The 16,792-nt window shown below is 60.4% G+C and carries 12 protein-coding genes; 4 read left to right on the top strand and 8 right to left on the bottom strand.

Annotated features, from left to right (window positions below; translation table 11 throughout):
• Positions 1-223: 223 nt before the first annotated feature.
• The 5 genes from ACIOMR_RS02735 to aceK form a co-directional block, all read right to left on the bottom strand.
• Positions 224-457, bottom strand: a complete 234-nt coding sequence (locus ACIOMR_RS02735) for an anti-sigma factor (protein WP_003210701.1) — start codon at positions 455-457, stop codon at positions 224-226.
• Entirely contained in the window at positions 451-1,065 is a 615-nt protein-coding gene (locus ACIOMR_RS02730) for an RNA polymerase sigma factor (RefSeq protein WP_008437987.1), read from the bottom strand. The genes ACIOMR_RS02735 and ACIOMR_RS02730 overlap by 7 nt, the downstream gene beginning before the upstream one ends.
• Before the next feature lie 25 nt (positions 1,066-1,090).
• Entirely contained in the window at positions 1,091-2,212 is a 1,122-nt protein-coding gene (locus ACIOMR_RS02725) for a beta-ketoacyl-ACP synthase III (protein WP_003210699.1), read from the bottom strand.
• Between the two features lie 264 nt (positions 2,213-2,476).
• Entirely contained in the window at positions 2,477-6,388 is a 3,912-nt protein-coding gene (gene hrpA, locus ACIOMR_RS02720) for an ATP-dependent RNA helicase HrpA (RefSeq protein ID WP_008437986.1), read from the bottom strand.
• A 70-nt stretch (positions 6,389-6,458) separates the two neighbouring features.
• Positions 6,459-8,180, bottom strand: a complete 1,722-nt coding sequence (gene aceK, locus ACIOMR_RS02715) for a bifunctional isocitrate dehydrogenase kinase/phosphatase (RefSeq protein WP_102368332.1) — start codon at positions 8,178-8,180, stop codon at positions 6,459-6,461.
• A 411-nt stretch (positions 8,181-8,591) separates the two neighbouring features.
• On the opposite strand from aceK, the gene ACIOMR_RS02710 reads away from it, so the two are divergent.
• Positions 8,592-10,217: a methyl-accepting chemotaxis protein gene (locus ACIOMR_RS02710; protein WP_177040342.1), complete on the top strand. Its 1,626-nt coding sequence runs from the start codon at positions 8,592-8,594 to the stop codon at positions 10,215-10,217.
• A 72-nt stretch (positions 10,218-10,289) separates the two neighbouring features.
• Positions 10,290-11,186 carry a DMT family transporter gene (locus ACIOMR_RS02705; protein WP_177040341.1) on the top strand — a complete coding sequence of 299 codons (897 nt, stop codon included), beginning with the start codon at positions 10,290-10,292 and terminating at the stop codon, positions 11,184-11,186.
• Between the two features lie 31 nt (positions 11,187-11,217).
• On the opposite strand, the gene ACIOMR_RS02700 is transcribed toward ACIOMR_RS02705, so the two are convergent.
• From ACIOMR_RS02700 to cysK, 3 genes are all read right to left on the bottom strand, one after another.
• The gene (locus tag ACIOMR_RS02700) at positions 11,218-12,078 is read right to left on the bottom strand and encodes a DMT family transporter (RefSeq protein ID WP_401192055.1); all 861 of its coding nucleotides are present in this window, start codon (positions 12,076-12,078) and stop codon (positions 11,218-11,220) included.
• A gap of 416 nt (positions 12,079-12,494) precedes the next feature.
• Entirely contained in the window at positions 12,495-13,433 is a 939-nt protein-coding gene (locus tag ACIOMR_RS02695) for an aspartyl/asparaginyl beta-hydroxylase domain-containing protein (protein ID WP_003210693.1), read from the bottom strand.
• A gap of 186 nt (positions 13,434-13,619) precedes the next feature.
• Positions 13,620-14,594 carry a cysteine synthase A gene (gene cysK / locus ACIOMR_RS02690; protein ID WP_177019671.1) on the bottom strand — a complete coding sequence of 325 codons (975 nt, stop codon included), beginning with the start codon at positions 14,592-14,594 and terminating at the stop codon, positions 13,620-13,622.
• A gap of 123 nt (positions 14,595-14,717) precedes the next feature.
• On the opposite strand from cysK, the gene ACIOMR_RS02685 reads away from it, so the two are divergent.
• Positions 14,718-15,794, top strand: a complete 1,077-nt coding sequence (locus ACIOMR_RS02685; protein ID WP_401192051.1) for a DUF748 domain-containing protein — start codon at positions 14,718-14,720, stop codon at positions 15,792-15,794.
• 142 nt (positions 15,795-15,936) lie between these two features.
• Positions 15,937-16,782 carry an AAA family ATPase gene (locus ACIOMR_RS02680; RefSeq protein ID WP_401192048.1) on the top strand — a complete coding sequence of 282 codons (846 nt, stop codon included), beginning with the start codon at positions 15,937-15,939 and terminating at the stop codon, positions 16,780-16,782.
• Positions 16,783-16,792 lie beyond the last annotated feature (10 nt).

The raw sequence follows: 16,792 nt of genomic DNA, 5'->3' as shown, positions 1-16,792 counted from the left end.
AGATTTTGTTACTCGGGAACTTTTTAATAGCCATTCGAAATAAGCCAGAGCCTACGGAAATCAAGGCTCCAGCCCCGGAAACTGGTGAAAATGTCAGATGATACAAAATGTAAAAACACCCGAGAAAAATGAAATATTTTTCATTTTGGTTGTTTTTTGAGCAAAAAAAAGCCCGCATCTTTTATCGATGCGGGCTTCGTTTAAGTGTGAAAAGTGATGGATATTATTGGTCGCGGGAGCGCTCGGCGGCCAGGCGTTCGGCCAACGCATCAACATCGGCGATAGGCGGCTCGGGCAGGATCTTCAGCGTCGCCTGCATCAAGCGCATCTGCCGGATAAAGCGCCGGCAGTTGGGGCAGAACATCAGGTGATGGCGCACCAGCAGGCGCTCGCGAAAGGTCAGTTGCCCATCGAGATAGTCACTGGAACGTGCCACTTGTTCCTTACAGGTCAACATTCGCCGGTTTCCTCAAAATGCTCCACCGTGGCGAAGACTTTAAGCCGTGCTCGATGCAACAGCACACGAACATTGGAGAGCGATAGCGTCAGAAGATTACAAATCTCCTCCAACTCCAGCCCCTGGCGCTCACGCAGCAGCAGTACGCTGCTTTGCAGTTCGGAAAGACTGGCCAGCGTGTGCTCCAGGCAATTACGCAGTTCGTCTTCGGTAAGCAGCGCTTCGGGAGTGTCCTGATGCCAGGCAAACGGCGCGACGGCCCAATGGCCATCGTCGGGCACAAAGCGATCATCACCGATGGTGCCATGGGGCGCCGGCAAGTCATCGAGCAGTACTTCCCGGCGGTTCTGCTTGTAGCGGCCCTTTGCCGAGTTGGCAGTAATGGTCAGCAGCCAGGTCTTGAGGCTGGAACGCCCCTCGAACTTCGCCAGGTTACGCACCACCGAGAGCCAGGCGTCCTGCACCACCTCATCGGCATGGCGCTGGCCAACGATGGCATAGGCCACGGCACGCATCGCGCTCTGGTAGGTGGTGACCAACTCCTTGTAGGCCCGCTGCTCACCCTTGAGCAATCGTTCAAGCAGGTGCGCGTCGTCCGCTGCTGCCATTCAAGACCTCGATTTCAAAACATGATCAGCGTTTGCGCAGGATCACGCTACCAATCGAATACCCTGCGCCAAACGAGCTAAGCACAGCCACAGCGCCCTTGGGCAAGTCGTCCTGGTAGGTGTGGAACGCAATCACCGAACCCGCCGAACTGGTGTTGGCGTAAGTATCGAGGATCACCGGCGCCTCTTCCACAGAAGCCTCGCGGCCCAGCAGTTTCTTCACGATCAGGTGATTCATGCTGAGGTTGGCCTGGTGCAGCCAGAAACGCTTCACATCGCCAACATTCAGCTGGTTTTCCGACAGGTGCTTGCCGATCAACTCGGCGACCATCGGGCAGACATCACGGAAGACCTTGCGGCCTTCCTGCACGAACAGCTTGTCCGGGGCACCAATCCCCTCTTCCGCCGCGCGGTTGAGGAAGCCGAAGTTATTGCGGATGTTGTTGGAGAACTTGGTCAGCAACTTCGTGCTCACCACGTCGAACTGATGCTCGGAAGTGGCCAGGTCGGCCCGCTCCAGGATCACGGCGGTGGCCGCATCGCCAAAGATGAAATGGCTGTCGCGGTCGCGGAAGTTCAGGTGGCCGGTGCAGATCTCCGGGTTGACCATCAGGATCGCCCGCGCCTGGCCCAGCTGGATGCTGTTGGCGGCGTTCTGGATACCGAAGGTCGCCGAGGAACACGCCACGTTCATGTCAAAGCCAAAACCCTGGATACCCAGCGCTTCCTGGACTTCGATGGCAATCGCCGGGTACGCCCGCTGCAGGTTGGAACAGGCGACGATCACACCGTCGATATCGGCGGCGGTCTTGCCGGCGCGCTGCAACGCTTGCTCGGCAGCACTGACGGCCATCTGGCAGAGGATCGACCATTCGTCGTTGGAGCGCTCGGGCAGGCGTGGCGCCATGCGTTGCGGGTCGAGAATGCCGGCCTTGTCCATGACAAAGCGGCTCTTGATGCCCGAGGCCTTCTCGATAAAGGCGGCGCTGGATTCGGTCAGGGCCTCCACGTCACCGCGTTCAATGGCGGCGGCGTTATCCAGGTTGAACTGTTGCACGTAAGCATTGAAAGACTGCACCAGCTCTTCGTTGGAGATGCTGTTGGCCGGGGTGTACAGGCCTGTGCCGCTGATGACGACGTTATGCACGGTCGTTCCTCTAAATCTGTTCAGGCAGAAGGGTATTGGTACCGTCGTACCAAACCGTAAGTAGTTTTATGCCGCCCAGCGGCCTTCAAACTGGAAACGCTTTATTCCATCGCGCCACGGCTGCACCAGCCCAACTCGACGATCCCGGCATTTATAACCGCGAAGTTTGCCACAACATCGGACACTTGGCGCCTATCCCGCGCAAACACCTTCCCTGTGGCGAGCGAGCAAGCTCGCTCGCCACAGTTGCTTGCCGCACGTCGGTCACGCTTCGACCAGGCTCCATTGCTTGCTCAGGCGCTTGTCGGAAATCGGTACCTTGGTGCCCAACTGCTGGGCAAACAGCGAAACCCGGTATTCCTCCAGCCACCAGCGATACAGCTCCAGCTGAGGGTCGCGCTTGCCTTCCTGGGCGTGTTTGTTCAGGCGGTTCTGATACTGGCTCCACAAACCGCCCAACTCGGTACTCCAGACCCGGTCCTTCTGCACCTGGCTTGGCAATTTCTCCAGGCGCAGCTCGATGGCCTTGAGGAAGCGCGGCAGTTCCTTGAACCATTGCGCCGGGGTTTCCCGTACGAAACCGGGATACACCAGATTGCTCAGTTGCTGCTTGATATCATTCAGCGCCACCGCCTGGGCCAGGTCAATCTTGCCCTTGAAGCGTTTTTGCAGGCCATGCCACAGTTTCAAAATTTCGAGGGTCAGGCGCGCCTGGCGCTCGGCGTGCTCGGTCCAACTGCCACGCTTGCGCTCGGCCAGGGCGGCCAGGCCGGCGCCGTCCCGCGGCAGGCTGGCTTCGCCTTCCAGCACGCAACTGTCGAGGCTGGCCAACAGAATGTCTTCCACCAGGGCTTCGATACGCCCCAGCTCGCGGTACATCAACCCCAACTCGGTCAGGCCCGGCAATTTGCCCCGCAGGAACTTTGCCGGCTCGGCCAGTTGTTGCAGCAGCAGGCGCTGCAAGGCTCGACGGTGCTGGAACTCAGCCTCGGCAGCGGTAGAGAAACGCCCTTCCTTGACCGTGCCGTTTTCTTCGACCAAGGCCGGATACACCGTCATCGAAAGCCCGGCGATGTTTTGCTGGGTTTTCTCGGCCACCGCCGCAAACACCTTGGCCTCCACCGGCTGCTGGCTCTTCGCAGTCTGCGGCACCGCCAACGCAGCTTGGCTGGCCTCGGCGAAACGCGCGGTCAACTCGGCCAGGTCGCGGCCTTCACCGAGGAACTTGCCCTGGCCGTCGACCACTTCCAGGTTCATCTTCAGGTGGCTCTCCACCTGCTGCGCAGCCTCGGCCCAGGCTTCATCGCTGACCCGTGCCCCGGTCATGCGCAGCAACTCGCGCCCCAAGGCCTGAGGCAACGAGCCTTGGCCGAACTCGATACGTTGCAACGCCGCCTTGACGAAATCCGGCACCGGCACGAAGTTCTTGCGCAGGGCCTTGGGCAGGTTGCGCACCAGGGCAATGCACTTGGCCTCGATCACACCCGGCACCAGCCATTCCAGGCGCTCGGGCGGCAAGGCCGGCAACAACGGCGCCGGTACGCGCAGGGTCACACCGTCCCGTGGATGGTTGGGTTCGAAGTGATAACTCAAGGCCAGCGCCAGGTCGCCCAGGTGCAAGGTGTCGGGGTAATGGGCAGCGGTGACTTCGCTGGCCTCGCGGGCCAGCACGTCTTCTTCGCGCATGATCAACAGTTGCGGGTCTTTCTGGCTGTTGACCTTGTACCAACTGTCGAAGGTCGCAGTCTGGTGGATCTCGGCGGGCAGGCGCGCATCGTAGAAGGCGTACAGCGTTTCCTCGTCCGCCAGGATATCGCGCCGGCGGGCCTTGGCTTCCAGTTCGTCGAGCTGCTCCAGCAATTGCTGGTTGGCCGTCAGGCAGCGGGCCCGGGACTGGATCTCGCCGCGCACCAGGCCTTCGCGGATAAACAGCTCGCGAGACGTCACCGGATCAATCGGCCCGTAATGCACCGGCCGGCGCCCGACGATGATCAACCCGAACAGGGTGATCTGCTCAAACGCCACCACCTGGCCGCGCTTCTTTTCCCAATGAGGTTCGAAGTGGTTTTTCTTGATCAGGTGCCCGGCCAACGGCTCGATCCAGTCGGCGTCGATCTTGGCCACCATCCGCGCGTACAGCTTGGTGGTTTCCACCAGCTCGGCGGTCATCAGCCATTGCGGACGCTTCTTGCCAATACCCGACGACGGGTGAATCCAGAAACGCCGCTGACGCGCGCCGAGGTAATCGCCCTCTTCGGTCTTCTGGCCAATCTGGCTGAGCAGGCCGGACAGCACCGCCTTGTGCAGTTTGGGGAAGTCCGCCGGTTCTTTATTGACGGTCAACTGCATGTCGCGACAGATCAGGCTCAACTGGCGGTGGGAGTCACGCCATTCCCGCAGGCGCAGGTAGTTCAGGAAATTCTTGCGGCACCAATTGCGCAGCGGGCTGGCGGTCAATTCCTGGCGCTGCTCTTCAAAACCACGCCACAGGTTCACCAACCCGGCGAAGTCCGAATCCGCGTCCTTCCATTGTGCGTGAGCCTGGTCGGCGGCTTGCTGGCGCTCCGGCGGACGCTCGCGCGGGTCCTGGATCGACATGGCGCTGGCGACGATCAGCACTTCCTGCAGGCTGCCAAGCTTGGCCGCCTCCAGCAACATGCGGCCCATGCGTGGGTCCACCGGCAGACGCGCCAACTGGCGGCCCATCGGTGTCAGCTGGCTGTTGCGGTCAACGGCGGACAACTCTTGCAGCAGGTTGAAACCGTCGCTGATGGCCTTGCCGTCCGGCGGCTCGATAAACGGGAAATCGGTGATCTCGCCCAGGCGCAGGTGCAGCATCTGCAGGATTACGGCCGCGAGGTTTGTGCGAAGAATCTCGGGGTCGGTAAATTCCGGGCGCCCGATAAAATCCTCTTCGCTGTACAAGCGCACGCAGATACCGGGTTCGACCCGCCCGCACCGGCCTTTACGCTGGTTGGCACTGGCCTGGGAAATCGCCTCGATCGGCAGTCGCTGCACCTTGGCCCGGTAGCTGTAGCGGCTGATGCGCGCGGTGCCACTGTCGATCACATAACGAATGCCTGGCACGGTCAGCGAGGTTTCCGCGACGTTGGTCGCCAGCACCACACGCCGGCCTGGGTGCGACTGGAAAATCCGCTGCTGCTCCGCCGGTGACAGGCGCGCATACAGCGGCAGGATTTCAGTGTGCTTGAGCTGGGCCTTGCGCAGCATGTCGGCAGCGTCGCGAATCTCGCGCTCGCCGGGCAGGAACACCAGCACATCGCCGGGGCTCTTGCGCTCGCTGCGCTCGAAGGCGGCGATCTCATCGAGGGTGGCGAGAATCGCCTGGTCGACGGTCAGGTCGTCCTCGACGCGGTTGCCCTCCTCGTCCTGCTCCAGGGTCAGCGGGCGGTACCAGGTTTCCACCGGGAAGGTGCGGCCCGACACCTCGACAATCGGCGCATCGTCGAAGTGCTTGGAAAAGCGCTCCAGGTCGATGGTGGCCGAGGTGATGATGACCTTGAGGTCCGGGCGACGCGGCAGCAGGGTTTTCAGATAACCCAGCAGGAAGTCGATGTTCAGGCTGCGTTCGTGGGCTTCGTCGACGATGATCGTGTCGTAGCGTTCGAGGTAGCGGTCGTTCTGGGTTTCGGCCAGCAGGATGCCGTCGGTCATCAGCTTGATCAGGGTGTTGGAATCACTCTGGTCTTCAAACCGCACCTGATAACCCACCAGGGAACCCAGCGGCGTCGCCAACTCTTCCGCGACCCGGCTCGCCACGCTGCGCGCCGCAATCCGCCGCGGCTGGGTGTGGCCGATCAGGCCGTATTGGCCGCGGCCGATTTCCAGGCAGATTTTCGGCAACTGGGTGGTTTTACCCGAACCGGTCTCACCGGCAATGATCAGCACCTGATGCTTGAGCAACGCTTCCTTGATCTCGTCACGCTTGGCGGCGATCGGCAGGCTGTCGTCATAGCGAATCACCGGCAGGCTGGCGCGCCGCGCCGTCACCTGGGCGCAGGAGGCCTGCATCCGCGTCACCCACTGCGCAAGTTTTTCCTCATCGGGTTTCTTGCGCAGCTCAAGCAGCTGCCGCCGCAAGCGGTGGCGGTCGGCGAGCATGGCGTGATCGAGGTTTTTCAGCAGTTGGTCGATAGCGGGCGCTTGGTCAGTCATCAGGTACGCAAAGGTCGTCTATGTAGGCAGGGGGCGGATTGTCGCAGAAAAGCGCCGCCGCGCGCTCCCCTCATTCATTGTCCAGGCCCTTGCGCCGGTAAGGAAACACATCGATTACCTTGCCGGCGCGAATCGCCTCTTGCAGGCCTTTCCAGTAGTCGGCGTTGTACAACTCGCCGTGCAGTTCGTCGAACAGGCGGCGCTGGCCGGAATCAGCAAACAGGAATGGCGGGAACTCCTCGGGGAACACGTCCAGCGGACCGATGGAATACCAGGGCTCGGAGGCCATTTCATCTTCCGGGGTACGCGGCGCGGGGATGTGGCGGAAGTTGGCCTCGGTCAGGAAACAGATTTCGTCATAGTCGTAGAACACCACGCGACCGTGGCGGGTGACGCCAAAATTCTTCAGCAGCATGTCGCCCGGGAAAATATTCGCCGCCGCCAGTTGCTTGATCGCCAGGCCGTAGTCTTCCAGGGCTTCGCGCACCTGGGCTTCGTTGGCGTTTTCCAGGTAGAGGTTGAGCGGGGTCATGCGCCGCTCGGTCCAGCAGTGGCGGATCAGTACCGTATCGCCTTCGACTTCGACGGTACCGGCGGCGACTTCCAGCAGTTCGGCCAGGCATTCAGGCTCGAATTTGCTCAACGGAAAACGGAAGTCGGCGAACTCCTGGGTGTCGGCCATGCGCCCTACCCGGTCGACACTTTTCACCAACCGATACTTCTCGATCACGGTGGCGCGGTTGACGTTTTTCGACGGTGAAAACCGGTCCTTGATGATCTTGAACACGGTGTTGAAGCCCGGCAGGGTAAACACGCTCATGACCATGCCGCGCACGCCCGGCGCCATGATGAACTGGTCATCGGTGGTGGCAAGGTGGTTGATCAGCGCCCGGTAGAATTCGGATTTGCCGTGTTTGTAGAAGCCGATGGAGGTGTACAACTCGGCGATGTGCTTGCCCGGCAGGATGCGCTTGAGGAAGCCGATAAACTCCGCCGGCACCGGCACGTCCACCATGAAATAGGAGCGGGTGAACGAGAAGATGATCGACACATCGGCCTCGTCGGTGATCAGCGCGTCGATCTGGATGCCGCGCCCTTCCCGATGCAGCAGCGGGATCACCAGCGGCCACTGTTCGTCGCGGGTGTAGATGCGTCCGACGAGGTACGCGCCTTTGTTGCGGTACAGCACCGAGGAAAACAGTTCGACGTTGAGGTCCGGGTCCTTGCACACCCAGTCCGGCAGGTTTTCGCGCAATTGCGCCTCCAGGCGGCGCAGGTCGGCGGGCAAGTCGGCGTAGGGTTCGCTGAAACTGTAGTCGGCGAAAATCTGTTCCAGCATGCCTGCCAGCTTGCCGCCCGGCTTGTAGGTTCGGGTCTGCGCCGCCCGGGCGCGGCGCAGGCTCGGCCGGGTGGTATGGATGAACATGCAGCCGTCGCTGATCAGGTCATGGCTGAACAGCCCGCAAAACGTCGAGTTGTACCAGGTCTCGGACAGCTCATCGTCAAACCGCAGGTCGATCAGGCTGATGTAGGCACTTTTCACCAGCGGCCAGTCGGCAATGTCGAGCAACACGGCTTCATCGAAAGCCGCCCGCAGCCGCGCCGTGACTTCGCTGACCTTCTCTTCGTAAAGATTGATGCGCGCAGCCGATGCCGCCTGCCCTTGCTGCCACTGCGCCTTTTCAAAGCGCTCCCGGGCGCCGTCGGTGATCTGGCGGAAGTGCTCGCGGTAGTCGTCGAAGCCGTCGAGGATCATCTGCGCAATGTCGAGGGCGGGCGTTGGCTGCGGCATTCGGGAAACCTCTGCGGGCATTTGGAGTGAGCTGAGCTTAGCCAGTGTGCGGGAACAGGAGAAGGATCATTTTTCATTCAGACTTGTACAAGATTGTTCATTTCGTACATTTATTTACTCTTTATTTAATTCGACTAACCGGTCAACAAAAAACCCGCGCGTCACCCTCCCTGCATCAAACGTTTCATCTACAGGCCTTGTGTGACGTGGCCTGCCTGTGCGAGCCGGGGTAAATAAGAGTCTTTGCTCTACTGCTTCGGTACTGGTGGCTTCTCGACCATTGGATCCAACGTAAGGGAAACCCTGACTACCCTAGCTAGTGGCACTTTGCTATATAGCGCGCCCTCTCCCACCTAACAAGGTCAGAAGACCGATCCGGGAACAGGTTCTAACCGCCAAAGGAGCATTGAGATGTCATTGAGGAATATGGGGATCGGCCTGCGCGCCAGTCTGAGTTTTGGGGTTTTGGCCAGCCTGTTGATCGTGGTCGGCCTGTTTGGTTTAGGCCAGATGGCCAAGCTGCGGGAAAGCGCACTGATCATCGAAGAGGCGTGGATGCCGAGTATTGAAAACATTCACGACAGCGCCGCCTACGTCGCCAGCATCCGTCTGGAAGCGTTGCGCTTGCTCACCACCGATGAGTCCCGGGTGCGTGACAACAGCAAAAACCTGATCACCCGCCAGCGTGGCGACCTTGAAGAACTGCTGAACCGTCACGAAACCCTGCTGAGCAACGAGCAGGAACGCGACCTGCTCAAACAGTTGAAAGCCAACGTTGCGAGCTATATGACGATCGTCGGCCAGATGATTCAACTGGTCGACCAGGACCAGCAGCAAAACGCCATGGACCTGCTCAACAGCCGCCTCGCACCCCAAGGCATGGTCCTCAATAAAAGCCTGGAAGACATGATCACCTTCAACCAAAAAGGTGTGGAAGACGCCGCAACGTCGGCGGCGCAGATGTACACCAGCGCCCAATGGGTGGTCGGCACCATCATCGTCACCGCCCTGATGGCAACTTTACTGCTGGCCTGGCTGCTGACCCGCAGCATCACCGCGCCCATTGGCCAGGCACTGACAGTGGCCCGCACCATCGCCTCCGGCGATCTGAGCCGGCCGATCGTCGTGGAGGGCAAGGATGAGCCGGCGCAACTGCTCACCGCGCTGGCCACCATGCAGGCCAACCTGCAGGAAACCATCCGTGGCATCAGCGAATCGTCGCAGCAGTTGGCCTCGGCGGCGGAAGAGATGAGTTCGGTAATGGAGCAGAGCACCCGCGGCCTGCAAGCGCAGAACGACGAGATCGAACAGGCTGCCACCGCCGTGACGCAGATGAGCGCGGCAGTCGATGAAGTGGCGGGCAATGCGGTGTCCAGCGCCGAAGCCTCCAAGGCCTCCGACGAAGACAGCAAGCACGGTCACTACCAGATCAGCGAAACCATCAGCTCGATCCAGAACCTGGTGGACGAAGTCCTCGGTGCCTCGACCAAGGCCGAGGGCCTGGCGGCGCAGGCCCAGGACATCAGCAAGGTGCTTGAAGTGATTCGCGGGATTGCCGGGCAAACCAACCTGCTGGCACTCAACGCAGCGATTGAGGCGGCCCGCGCGGGCGAGGCCGGTCGTGGTTTTGCCGTGGTGGCTGACGAAGTGCGCTCCCTGGCACAACGCACCCAGGACTCCACCGAAGAAATCGAGCAGATGATCAACGGTATCCAGCAAGGTACCCAGGACACCGTCGGCGCCCTGAACAGCAGCGCCGAACACGCCGGCCAGACCTTGCAGCGAGCCAACAGCGCCGGCAGTGCACTGGAGAAAATCACGGCGGCAATCTCGCAGATCAGCCAGCGCAACCTGGTGATCGCCAGCGCCGCCGAACAGCAAGCGTTGGTGGCCCGTGAGGTGGACCGCAGCCTGGTGAACATCCGGGACCTGTCGACGCAAACCGCCGCCGGTGCCACCCAGACCTCGGCGGCCAGCCAGGAACTGTCGCGGCTGGCGGTGGACCTCAATGGCTTGGTGACGCGTTTCGTGCTGTAAAACATGTATTAGCGATTGTGTCAGACAGGTCGGTGGGCAACACTTCCGCCCTTATCAAACTGGAGTTCCTCCGTGAGACCTGTCGACACCCTGCACCTGTTGGTGCTGGCCGCTATCTGGGGCGCGAGTTTTTTGTTCATGCGAATTATCGCGCCGGAAATCGGCACCCTTCCTACCGCGTTTTTCCGGGTGTCGATTGCCGCCACCGGCCTGCTGGTGATCCTCGCCATGATGCGGGTGAGTTGGGATTTCCAGGGCAAGTTCAAGACGGTCCTGTTGCTCGGGGTGATCAACTCGGGCATTCCCGCGACCATGTATTCAGTGGCGGCCCAAGTGCTGCCGGCCGGTTACTCGGCGATCTTCAATGCCACGACGCCACTGATGGGCGTGCTGATTGGCGGGTTGTTTTTCAGTGAGCGCCTCACGCCGTCGAAAATCGCCGGGGTATGCCTGGGCCTGTTCGGCGTTGGCATCCTGACCCGCGCCGGGCCGGTGGCCTTCGACATGGAATTGCTGATGGGTGCGCTGGCATGCCTGTTGGCGACCACCTGCTATGGCTTTGCCGGCTTTTTGGCACGCCGCTGGCTCGATCAACAGGGCGGGCTGGACAGTCGCCTGGCGGCCCTGGGCAGCATGCTCGGGGCCACGCTGTTCCTGTTTCCACTGTTTGCCTGGAGTGCCATCAGCCATCCACCGGTCAGCTGGGGTGGCTGGCCTGTTTGGTTGTCGCTGCTGGGGTTGGGGCTGGTATGCACGGCGTTTGCCTACATCCTGTACTTCCGCTTGCTGACGTCCATCGGCCCGGTGAAGTCGATGACCGTGACCTTCATGATTCCGCCATTCGGGGTGTTGTGGGGCGCGTTGCTGCTGGATGAGCCGTTGTCCATGGCGCATCTGTATGGCGGGTTGTTGATTGCGGGGGCGTTGTGGCTGGTGCTTCGGCCGGGGAAATTGGCCAGCAAGCTGTAGGAGCTTTTTGGCTCCTACAGCATTGGGTTTATCAGCCCTTACGGAACACAAAAGCCAATCCGACGATGATCAAGCCCATCCCCAGCAAGCTCAACATTGCCAGCTTGTTGCCGAAGATCAGGTAATCCATCACCGCCGTCACCGCGGGCACCAGATAGAACAAGCTGGTGACATTCACCAGGTTGCCCCGGGCAATCAGCCGGTACAGCAACAGCGTCGCCAGCAATGACACCACCAGCCCCATCCACAGCACCGGCACGAAAAAGCCGGTGTTGTGTTCAAAGTGGAACGGCTGGAACGGCACAAACACCGAGCACAACAGCAAGCCGGCCAGGTATTGCACAGGCAGCGTGCCCAACGGGTTATCGGTGATGCGCTTCTGCATGATCGAACCAAAGGTCATGCTGGCCAGGGCCAACAGGCCAAAAAGCATGCCTGCCAGGGACATGCCGGACATCCCGATGCCCTGATACACCACCATGATCAACCCCGCCAATCCCAGCGCGAGGCCGAACATCCGGCTCCAGGAGCGCCGACGCTCCATCAACACCACGGTCAGGATCGGCTGCACGCCCATGATGGTTGCCATCATGCCGGGCGTGACTTTGAGGTCCAGGGCCAGCAGATAGAAAATCTGGTAGGCCCCCAACAGCACCAGCCCGGTAGCCGCCGCGTAAAGCATCGGCTTGCCGGGACGCGGCAACTTCAGCTTGAGGATCGGTACCAGTATCACCAACCCCGCCAGGGCGATGGCGAAACGGATCAGCAGAAACGTAAAGGGTGAAGCGTGGGCCAGGCCCCATTTGGAGAAAATCGCCCCGCTGCTCCACAGCAAGACAAACAGGCTCGTCGAGGCCGCCGCGGCCACGGATTGTTTCGAAAGAACAGACATGGATACCACCTGTGATCAGGCAAAAAGCCAACTCAGCAACAGCTGAAATTCAGTAGGTTTTTTCAGGCGGGCACAGGGGAACAGCCATCAGCTGATCAGCCCGAAATACCAACACCCGGCGGTGATACGACTGCGTACACCGGCGTGCTACTGACAGGTGGGGGGTAGTGACTGATCTGCGCAGGCTGCTGGCTCCCGCACGGCACGACCGCAGCGTTGACCGCTGAATCGACTACCGCTATGCGCAGGGAAGCTGGCATGTGCTGATCTTTTATGAAGGGATGAACAAGGTGTCTGGAAACACCTGCGGCCGACTATAACCAGCTGGGGACATGCTTTGCAATAACTTCGCCCGCACAAATCCAGCGCATAAAAAAACCGCTCATCGGAGCGGTTTTTTCGTGCCAGCAAAAGCCTTAACCAAACAACCAATACCCCAGCGCCGTCAGCACCACCACCGCCAGCACTGGCCGCAGGATGCGATAAGCCTTCGGATGCTTGCGCTTCCACTGCTTGACCACGCCACTGAAGCTGTCGCTGAAGCGCTTGCTCCAGGCATACGCCTGGTTGATCCCGCCAACGCGTTCGTCATCCAGGTTCTGCGGCGCGGTGGCGCGCCCCAGTTGCGCGCTGACCCAACGGTTGATGCGGGTCATCAGGCGGTTGCTCAGCGGGCGTTCGATGTCGCAGAACAGGATCACCCGGGTGTGCTCGGTTTCGTTCTTCACCCAGTGCACGTAGGTCTCGTCGAACATTACATCTTCACCGTCGCGCCAGGCGTACACCTGGCCGTCGACGAAAATACGGCAGTCGTCGGAGTTCGGCGTGGACAGCCCCAGGTGATAACGCAGGGAACCGGCAAACGGGTCACGGTGCGGGTTGAGGTGGCTGCCACCTGGCAACAGGGCGAACATCGCGCCCTTGACGTTGGGAATGCTGCTGACCAGGGCCACGGTTTTCGGGCACAGCAGTTCAGCCGACGGCAACGGTTTGTCGTACCACTTGAGGTAGAAACGCTTCCAGCCCTTCTTGAAGAACGAGCCGAAACCGGCGTCGTTGTTCTTCTCCGCGGCGCGGATGTAGCCCTCGTCGAACAGGTGCATGGCCTCTTCGCGAATCACTTCCCAGTTGTCCTTGAGCACGTCCAGCTCCGGGAACTTGCTGCGGTCCAGGTACGGCTTGGACGGCACGGCGGAGAAGATGTACATCAAGGCGTTGTACGGGGCGAACAGCGCTGAATGGTTGACGAACTGACGCAACATCGGCAAACGGGCCTTGCCACGCAAATGCACATACAGCGTGCTGCCGATAAACAGCAGCAACACCGACAGTTTGGCGGCCAAAGAAAAGGTCATGCAGCAACTCCTGGAAATAGGCGTCTGGCCATTAGCCTCCCGTTAAGGGGAAACCAGACGTAGCAGCCGGCCATGATAAACACTCCGGGCCTCGGGAAAAACCCGCGCACTCCAACAATCAGCATCTAGCGGTGCGCGATAACGGGCCAATTATGCATAAGGGCCACGCCATCGCGCTGATTTGAATCAAGCCTGGTTTTCCTGATCGGTGAACAAATCGGCGAACAGCATGCTCGACAGGTAGCGTTCACCGGAGTCCGGCAGCACCACGACGATGGTCTTGCCCTGCATTTCCGGCTTCTGCGCCAGTCGCACCGCCACGGCCATCGCCGCGCCGCAGGAGATACCACACAGAATCCCCTCCTCCTGCATTAGGCGCAACGCCATGGCCTTGGATTCTTCGTCGCTGACCAGTTCGACCCGGTCGACCATCGACAGGTCGAGGTTCTTCGGCACAAAACCGGCGCCGATACCCTGGATCTTGTGGGGGCTGGGCTTGATCTCTTCACCGGCCAGTGCCTGGGTAATCACCGGCGAACTGATCGGCTCCACCGCCACCGACAGGATCGGCTTGCCCTGGATGTTCTTGATATAGCGCGACACCCCGGTGATGGTGCCGCCAGTGCCCACGCCCGCTACCAGCACGTCCACCGCGCCATCAGTGTCATTCCAGATTTCCGGACCGGTGGTTTTCTCGTGGATCGCCGGGTTGGCCGGGTTTTCGAACTGGGCCGGCATAAAGTACTTGGCCGGGTCGCTGGCAAGGATTTCGCCGGCTTTTTCAATCGCGCCCTTCATGCCCTTGGCCGGCTCGGTCAACACCAGTTCGGCGCCGAGGGCCTTGAGCACCTTGCGGCGCTCGATGCTCATGGAGGCGGGCATGGTCAGCAACAGCTTGTAACCACGGGCGGCGGCAACAAATGCCAGGCCGATCCCGGTGTTGCCGGAAGTCGGCTCGACAATGGTCATGCCCGGCTTGAGTTTGCCGCTGCCTTCGGCATCCCAGATCATGTTTGCGCCAATCCGGCACTTCACCGAATACCCCGGGTTACGCCCTTCGATCTTGGCCAGGATAGTCACGCCACGCGGCGCGATACGGTTGATCTGAACCAGGGGCGTGTTACCGATGGAGTGCGCGTTGTCTGCAAAAATGCGGCTCATGACGGGTCCTTAAGGCAATTTCAGGAAGGCCCCAAGGGTATGCCTCGTGCTGCAAGGCGTCCAGTCAAGCGAACGTCCGGCGGCGCCAGCAGTCAATCGCCTACACGGATGGAGAATTTTCCTATGAAACGTCGCTACAGTTGGCCGCTCTGGACCCTCGTCGGGGTCGTGGTACTGCTGGTCGTCCTGGATATCGCCCTGCCCTATCTGGTGCGCAATTACCTGAATGACAAACTCGCCGACATGGGCGATTACCGCGGCCTGGTCACCGATGTCGACCTCGCACTGTGGCGCGGCGCCTATCGGATCAACGGCTTGCAGATCGTCAAGGTCGACGGCAAGGTGCCGGTACCGTTCGTCAAGGCGCCGGTGATCGACCTGTCAGTGAGCTGGCATTCGCTGTGGTACGACCACGCAGTGGTGGCCGAGGCACAGTTCATCAAGCCGGAGCTGAACTTCGTCGACGGCGGCACCAACAAACAGGCGTCCCAGACCGGTCAGGGCACCGACTGGCGGGCCCAACTGAGCAAACTGTTGCCGATCACCCTCAACGAGGTGCGCATCGACGACGGCAAGATCGCGTTCCATAACTTCAGTTCGAAACCGCCGGTCAATATGTACGCGACCCAGGTCAACGCCAGCTTCTACAACCTGACCAACGTGGTGGATGTCAAAGGCCAGCGCGACGCGCGCTTCGACGGCAAGGCGCTGTTTCTGGGCCAGGCACCGCTGGAAGCCACCGCCACGTTCGACCCCTTGAGCAATTTCGAAAACTTCGAATTCCGCTTCCGGGCCCGGGATATCCAACTCAAGCGCATGAATGACTTCGCCTCGGCCTACGGCAAGTTCGACTTCAATGCCGGCAACGGCGACCTGGTGGTTGAAGCCCAGGCCGAAAAAGGCCAGTTGACCGGCTACATCAAGCCTTTGCTGCGCAATGTCGAAGTGTTCAACTGGCAGCAGGATGTCGAGAACAAGGACAAGGGCATCTTTCGGTCGATCTGGGAGGCGGTGGTTGGCGCCAGCGAAACCGTGCTGAAGAACCAGCAGAAAAACCAGTTCGCCACCCGCGTGGAGCTCAGCGGCAACGTGCACCAGCAAGATATCAGCGCGTTCCAGGCGTTTTTGCAGATTTTGCGCAATGGTTTTGTCCAGGCCTTCAACGCCCGCTATGAACAACCCAAGCCCTCGACAGATTGATCTTCAACGTGACTGCCCATTCAGAGACTGAATAGCCCGTCTGCGTTCACAGTCGCCGGGGCTGCGCGGTATAGTCGGGCCAAGCTGATTACTCGCCCGCTTCGGTCCTGCACCGTTCGGCGTCACGTTCGAGGATTGATAGATGAAGTTCGAAGGCACCCAGGCCTACGTTGCCACCGATGACCTGAAACTGGCCGTCAACGCCGCCATCACATTGGAGCGGCCACTGCTGGTCAAGGGCGAACCGGGCACCGGCAAGACCATGCTCGCCGAGCAACTGGCCGAATCCTTTGGCGCCAAGCTGATCACCTGGCACATCAAGTCCACCACCAAGGCGCACCAGGGCCTGTACGAGTACGACGCGGTGAGCCGCCTGCGGGACTCGCAACTGGGCGTGGACAAGGTGCACGACGTACGCAACTACCTGAAAAAGGGCAAGCTCTGGGAAGCCTTCGAGTCCGAGGAGCGGGTCATCCTGCTGATCGACGAAATCGACAAGGCCGACATCGAGTTCCCCAACGACCTGCTGCAAGATCTCGACATGATGGAGTTCTACGTCTACGAAATCGACGAGACCATCAAGGCCAAGAAGCGCCCGATCATCATCATTACCTCCAACAACGAAAAAGAGCTGCCGGACGCGTTCCTGCGCCGCTGCTTCTTCCACTACATCGCCTTCCCGGACCGCACCACCCTGCAAAAGATCGTCGACGTGCACTACCCGGACATCAAGAAAGACCTGGTCAGCGAAGCCCTCGACGTATTCTTTGACGTGCGAAAAGTACCGGGCCTGAAGAAAAAACCGTCCACCTCCGAACTGGTGGACTGGCTGAAACTGCTGATGGCCGACAACATCGGCGAAGCGGTGCTGCGCGAGCGCGACCCCACCAAGGCCATCCCGCCCCTGGCCGGTGCCCTGGTGAAGAACGAGCAGGACGTGCAGTTGCTGGAACGCCTGGCGTTCATGAGCCGTCGCGGTAACCGATAAGGGCGATTGC

Source organism: Pseudomonas sp. NPDC087814 (assembly GCF_044742865.1).
GTDB lineage: Bacteria > Pseudomonadota > Gammaproteobacteria > Pseudomonadales > Pseudomonadaceae > Aquipseudomonas.
This window is presented reverse-complemented; position numbering and strand designations above follow the sequence as displayed.

Excerpts from the sequence above, each read along its gene's own strand:
- ACIOMR_RS02735 (WP_003210701.1), bottom strand. The coding sequence starts at position 457 with ATGTTGACCTGTAAGGAACAAGTGGCACGTTCCAGTGACTATCTCGAT.
- ACIOMR_RS02730 (WP_008437987.1), bottom strand. The coding sequence starts at position 1,065 with ATGGCAGCAGCGGACGACGCGCACCTGCTTGAACGATTGCTCAAGGGT.
- hrpA (WP_008437986.1), bottom strand. The coding sequence starts at position 6,388 with ATGACTGACCAAGCGCCCGCTATCGACCAACTGCTGAAAAACCTCGAT.
- aceK (WP_102368332.1), bottom strand. The coding sequence starts at position 8,180 with ATGCCGCAGCCAACGCCCGCCCTCGACATTGCGCAGATGATCCTCGAC.
- ACIOMR_RS02710 (WP_177040342.1), top strand. The coding sequence starts at position 8,592 with ATGTCATTGAGGAATATGGGGATCGGCCTGCGCGCCAGTCTGAGTTTT.
- ACIOMR_RS02700 (WP_401192055.1), bottom strand. The coding sequence starts at position 12,078 with ATGTCTGTTCTTTCGAAACAATCCGTGGCCGCGGCGGCCTCGACGAGC.
- ACIOMR_RS02695 (WP_003210693.1), bottom strand. The coding sequence starts at position 13,433 with ATGACCTTTTCTTTGGCCGCCAAACTGTCGGTGTTGCTGCTGTTTATC.
- cysK (WP_177019671.1), bottom strand. The coding sequence starts at position 14,594 with ATGAGCCGCATTTTTGCAGACAACGCGCACTCCATCGGTAACACGCCC.
- ACIOMR_RS02685 (WP_401192051.1), top strand. The coding sequence starts at position 14,718 with ATGAAACGTCGCTACAGTTGGCCGCTCTGGACCCTCGTCGGGGTCGTG.
- ACIOMR_RS02680 (WP_401192048.1), top strand. The coding sequence starts at position 15,937 with ATGAAGTTCGAAGGCACCCAGGCCTACGTTGCCACCGATGACCTGAAA.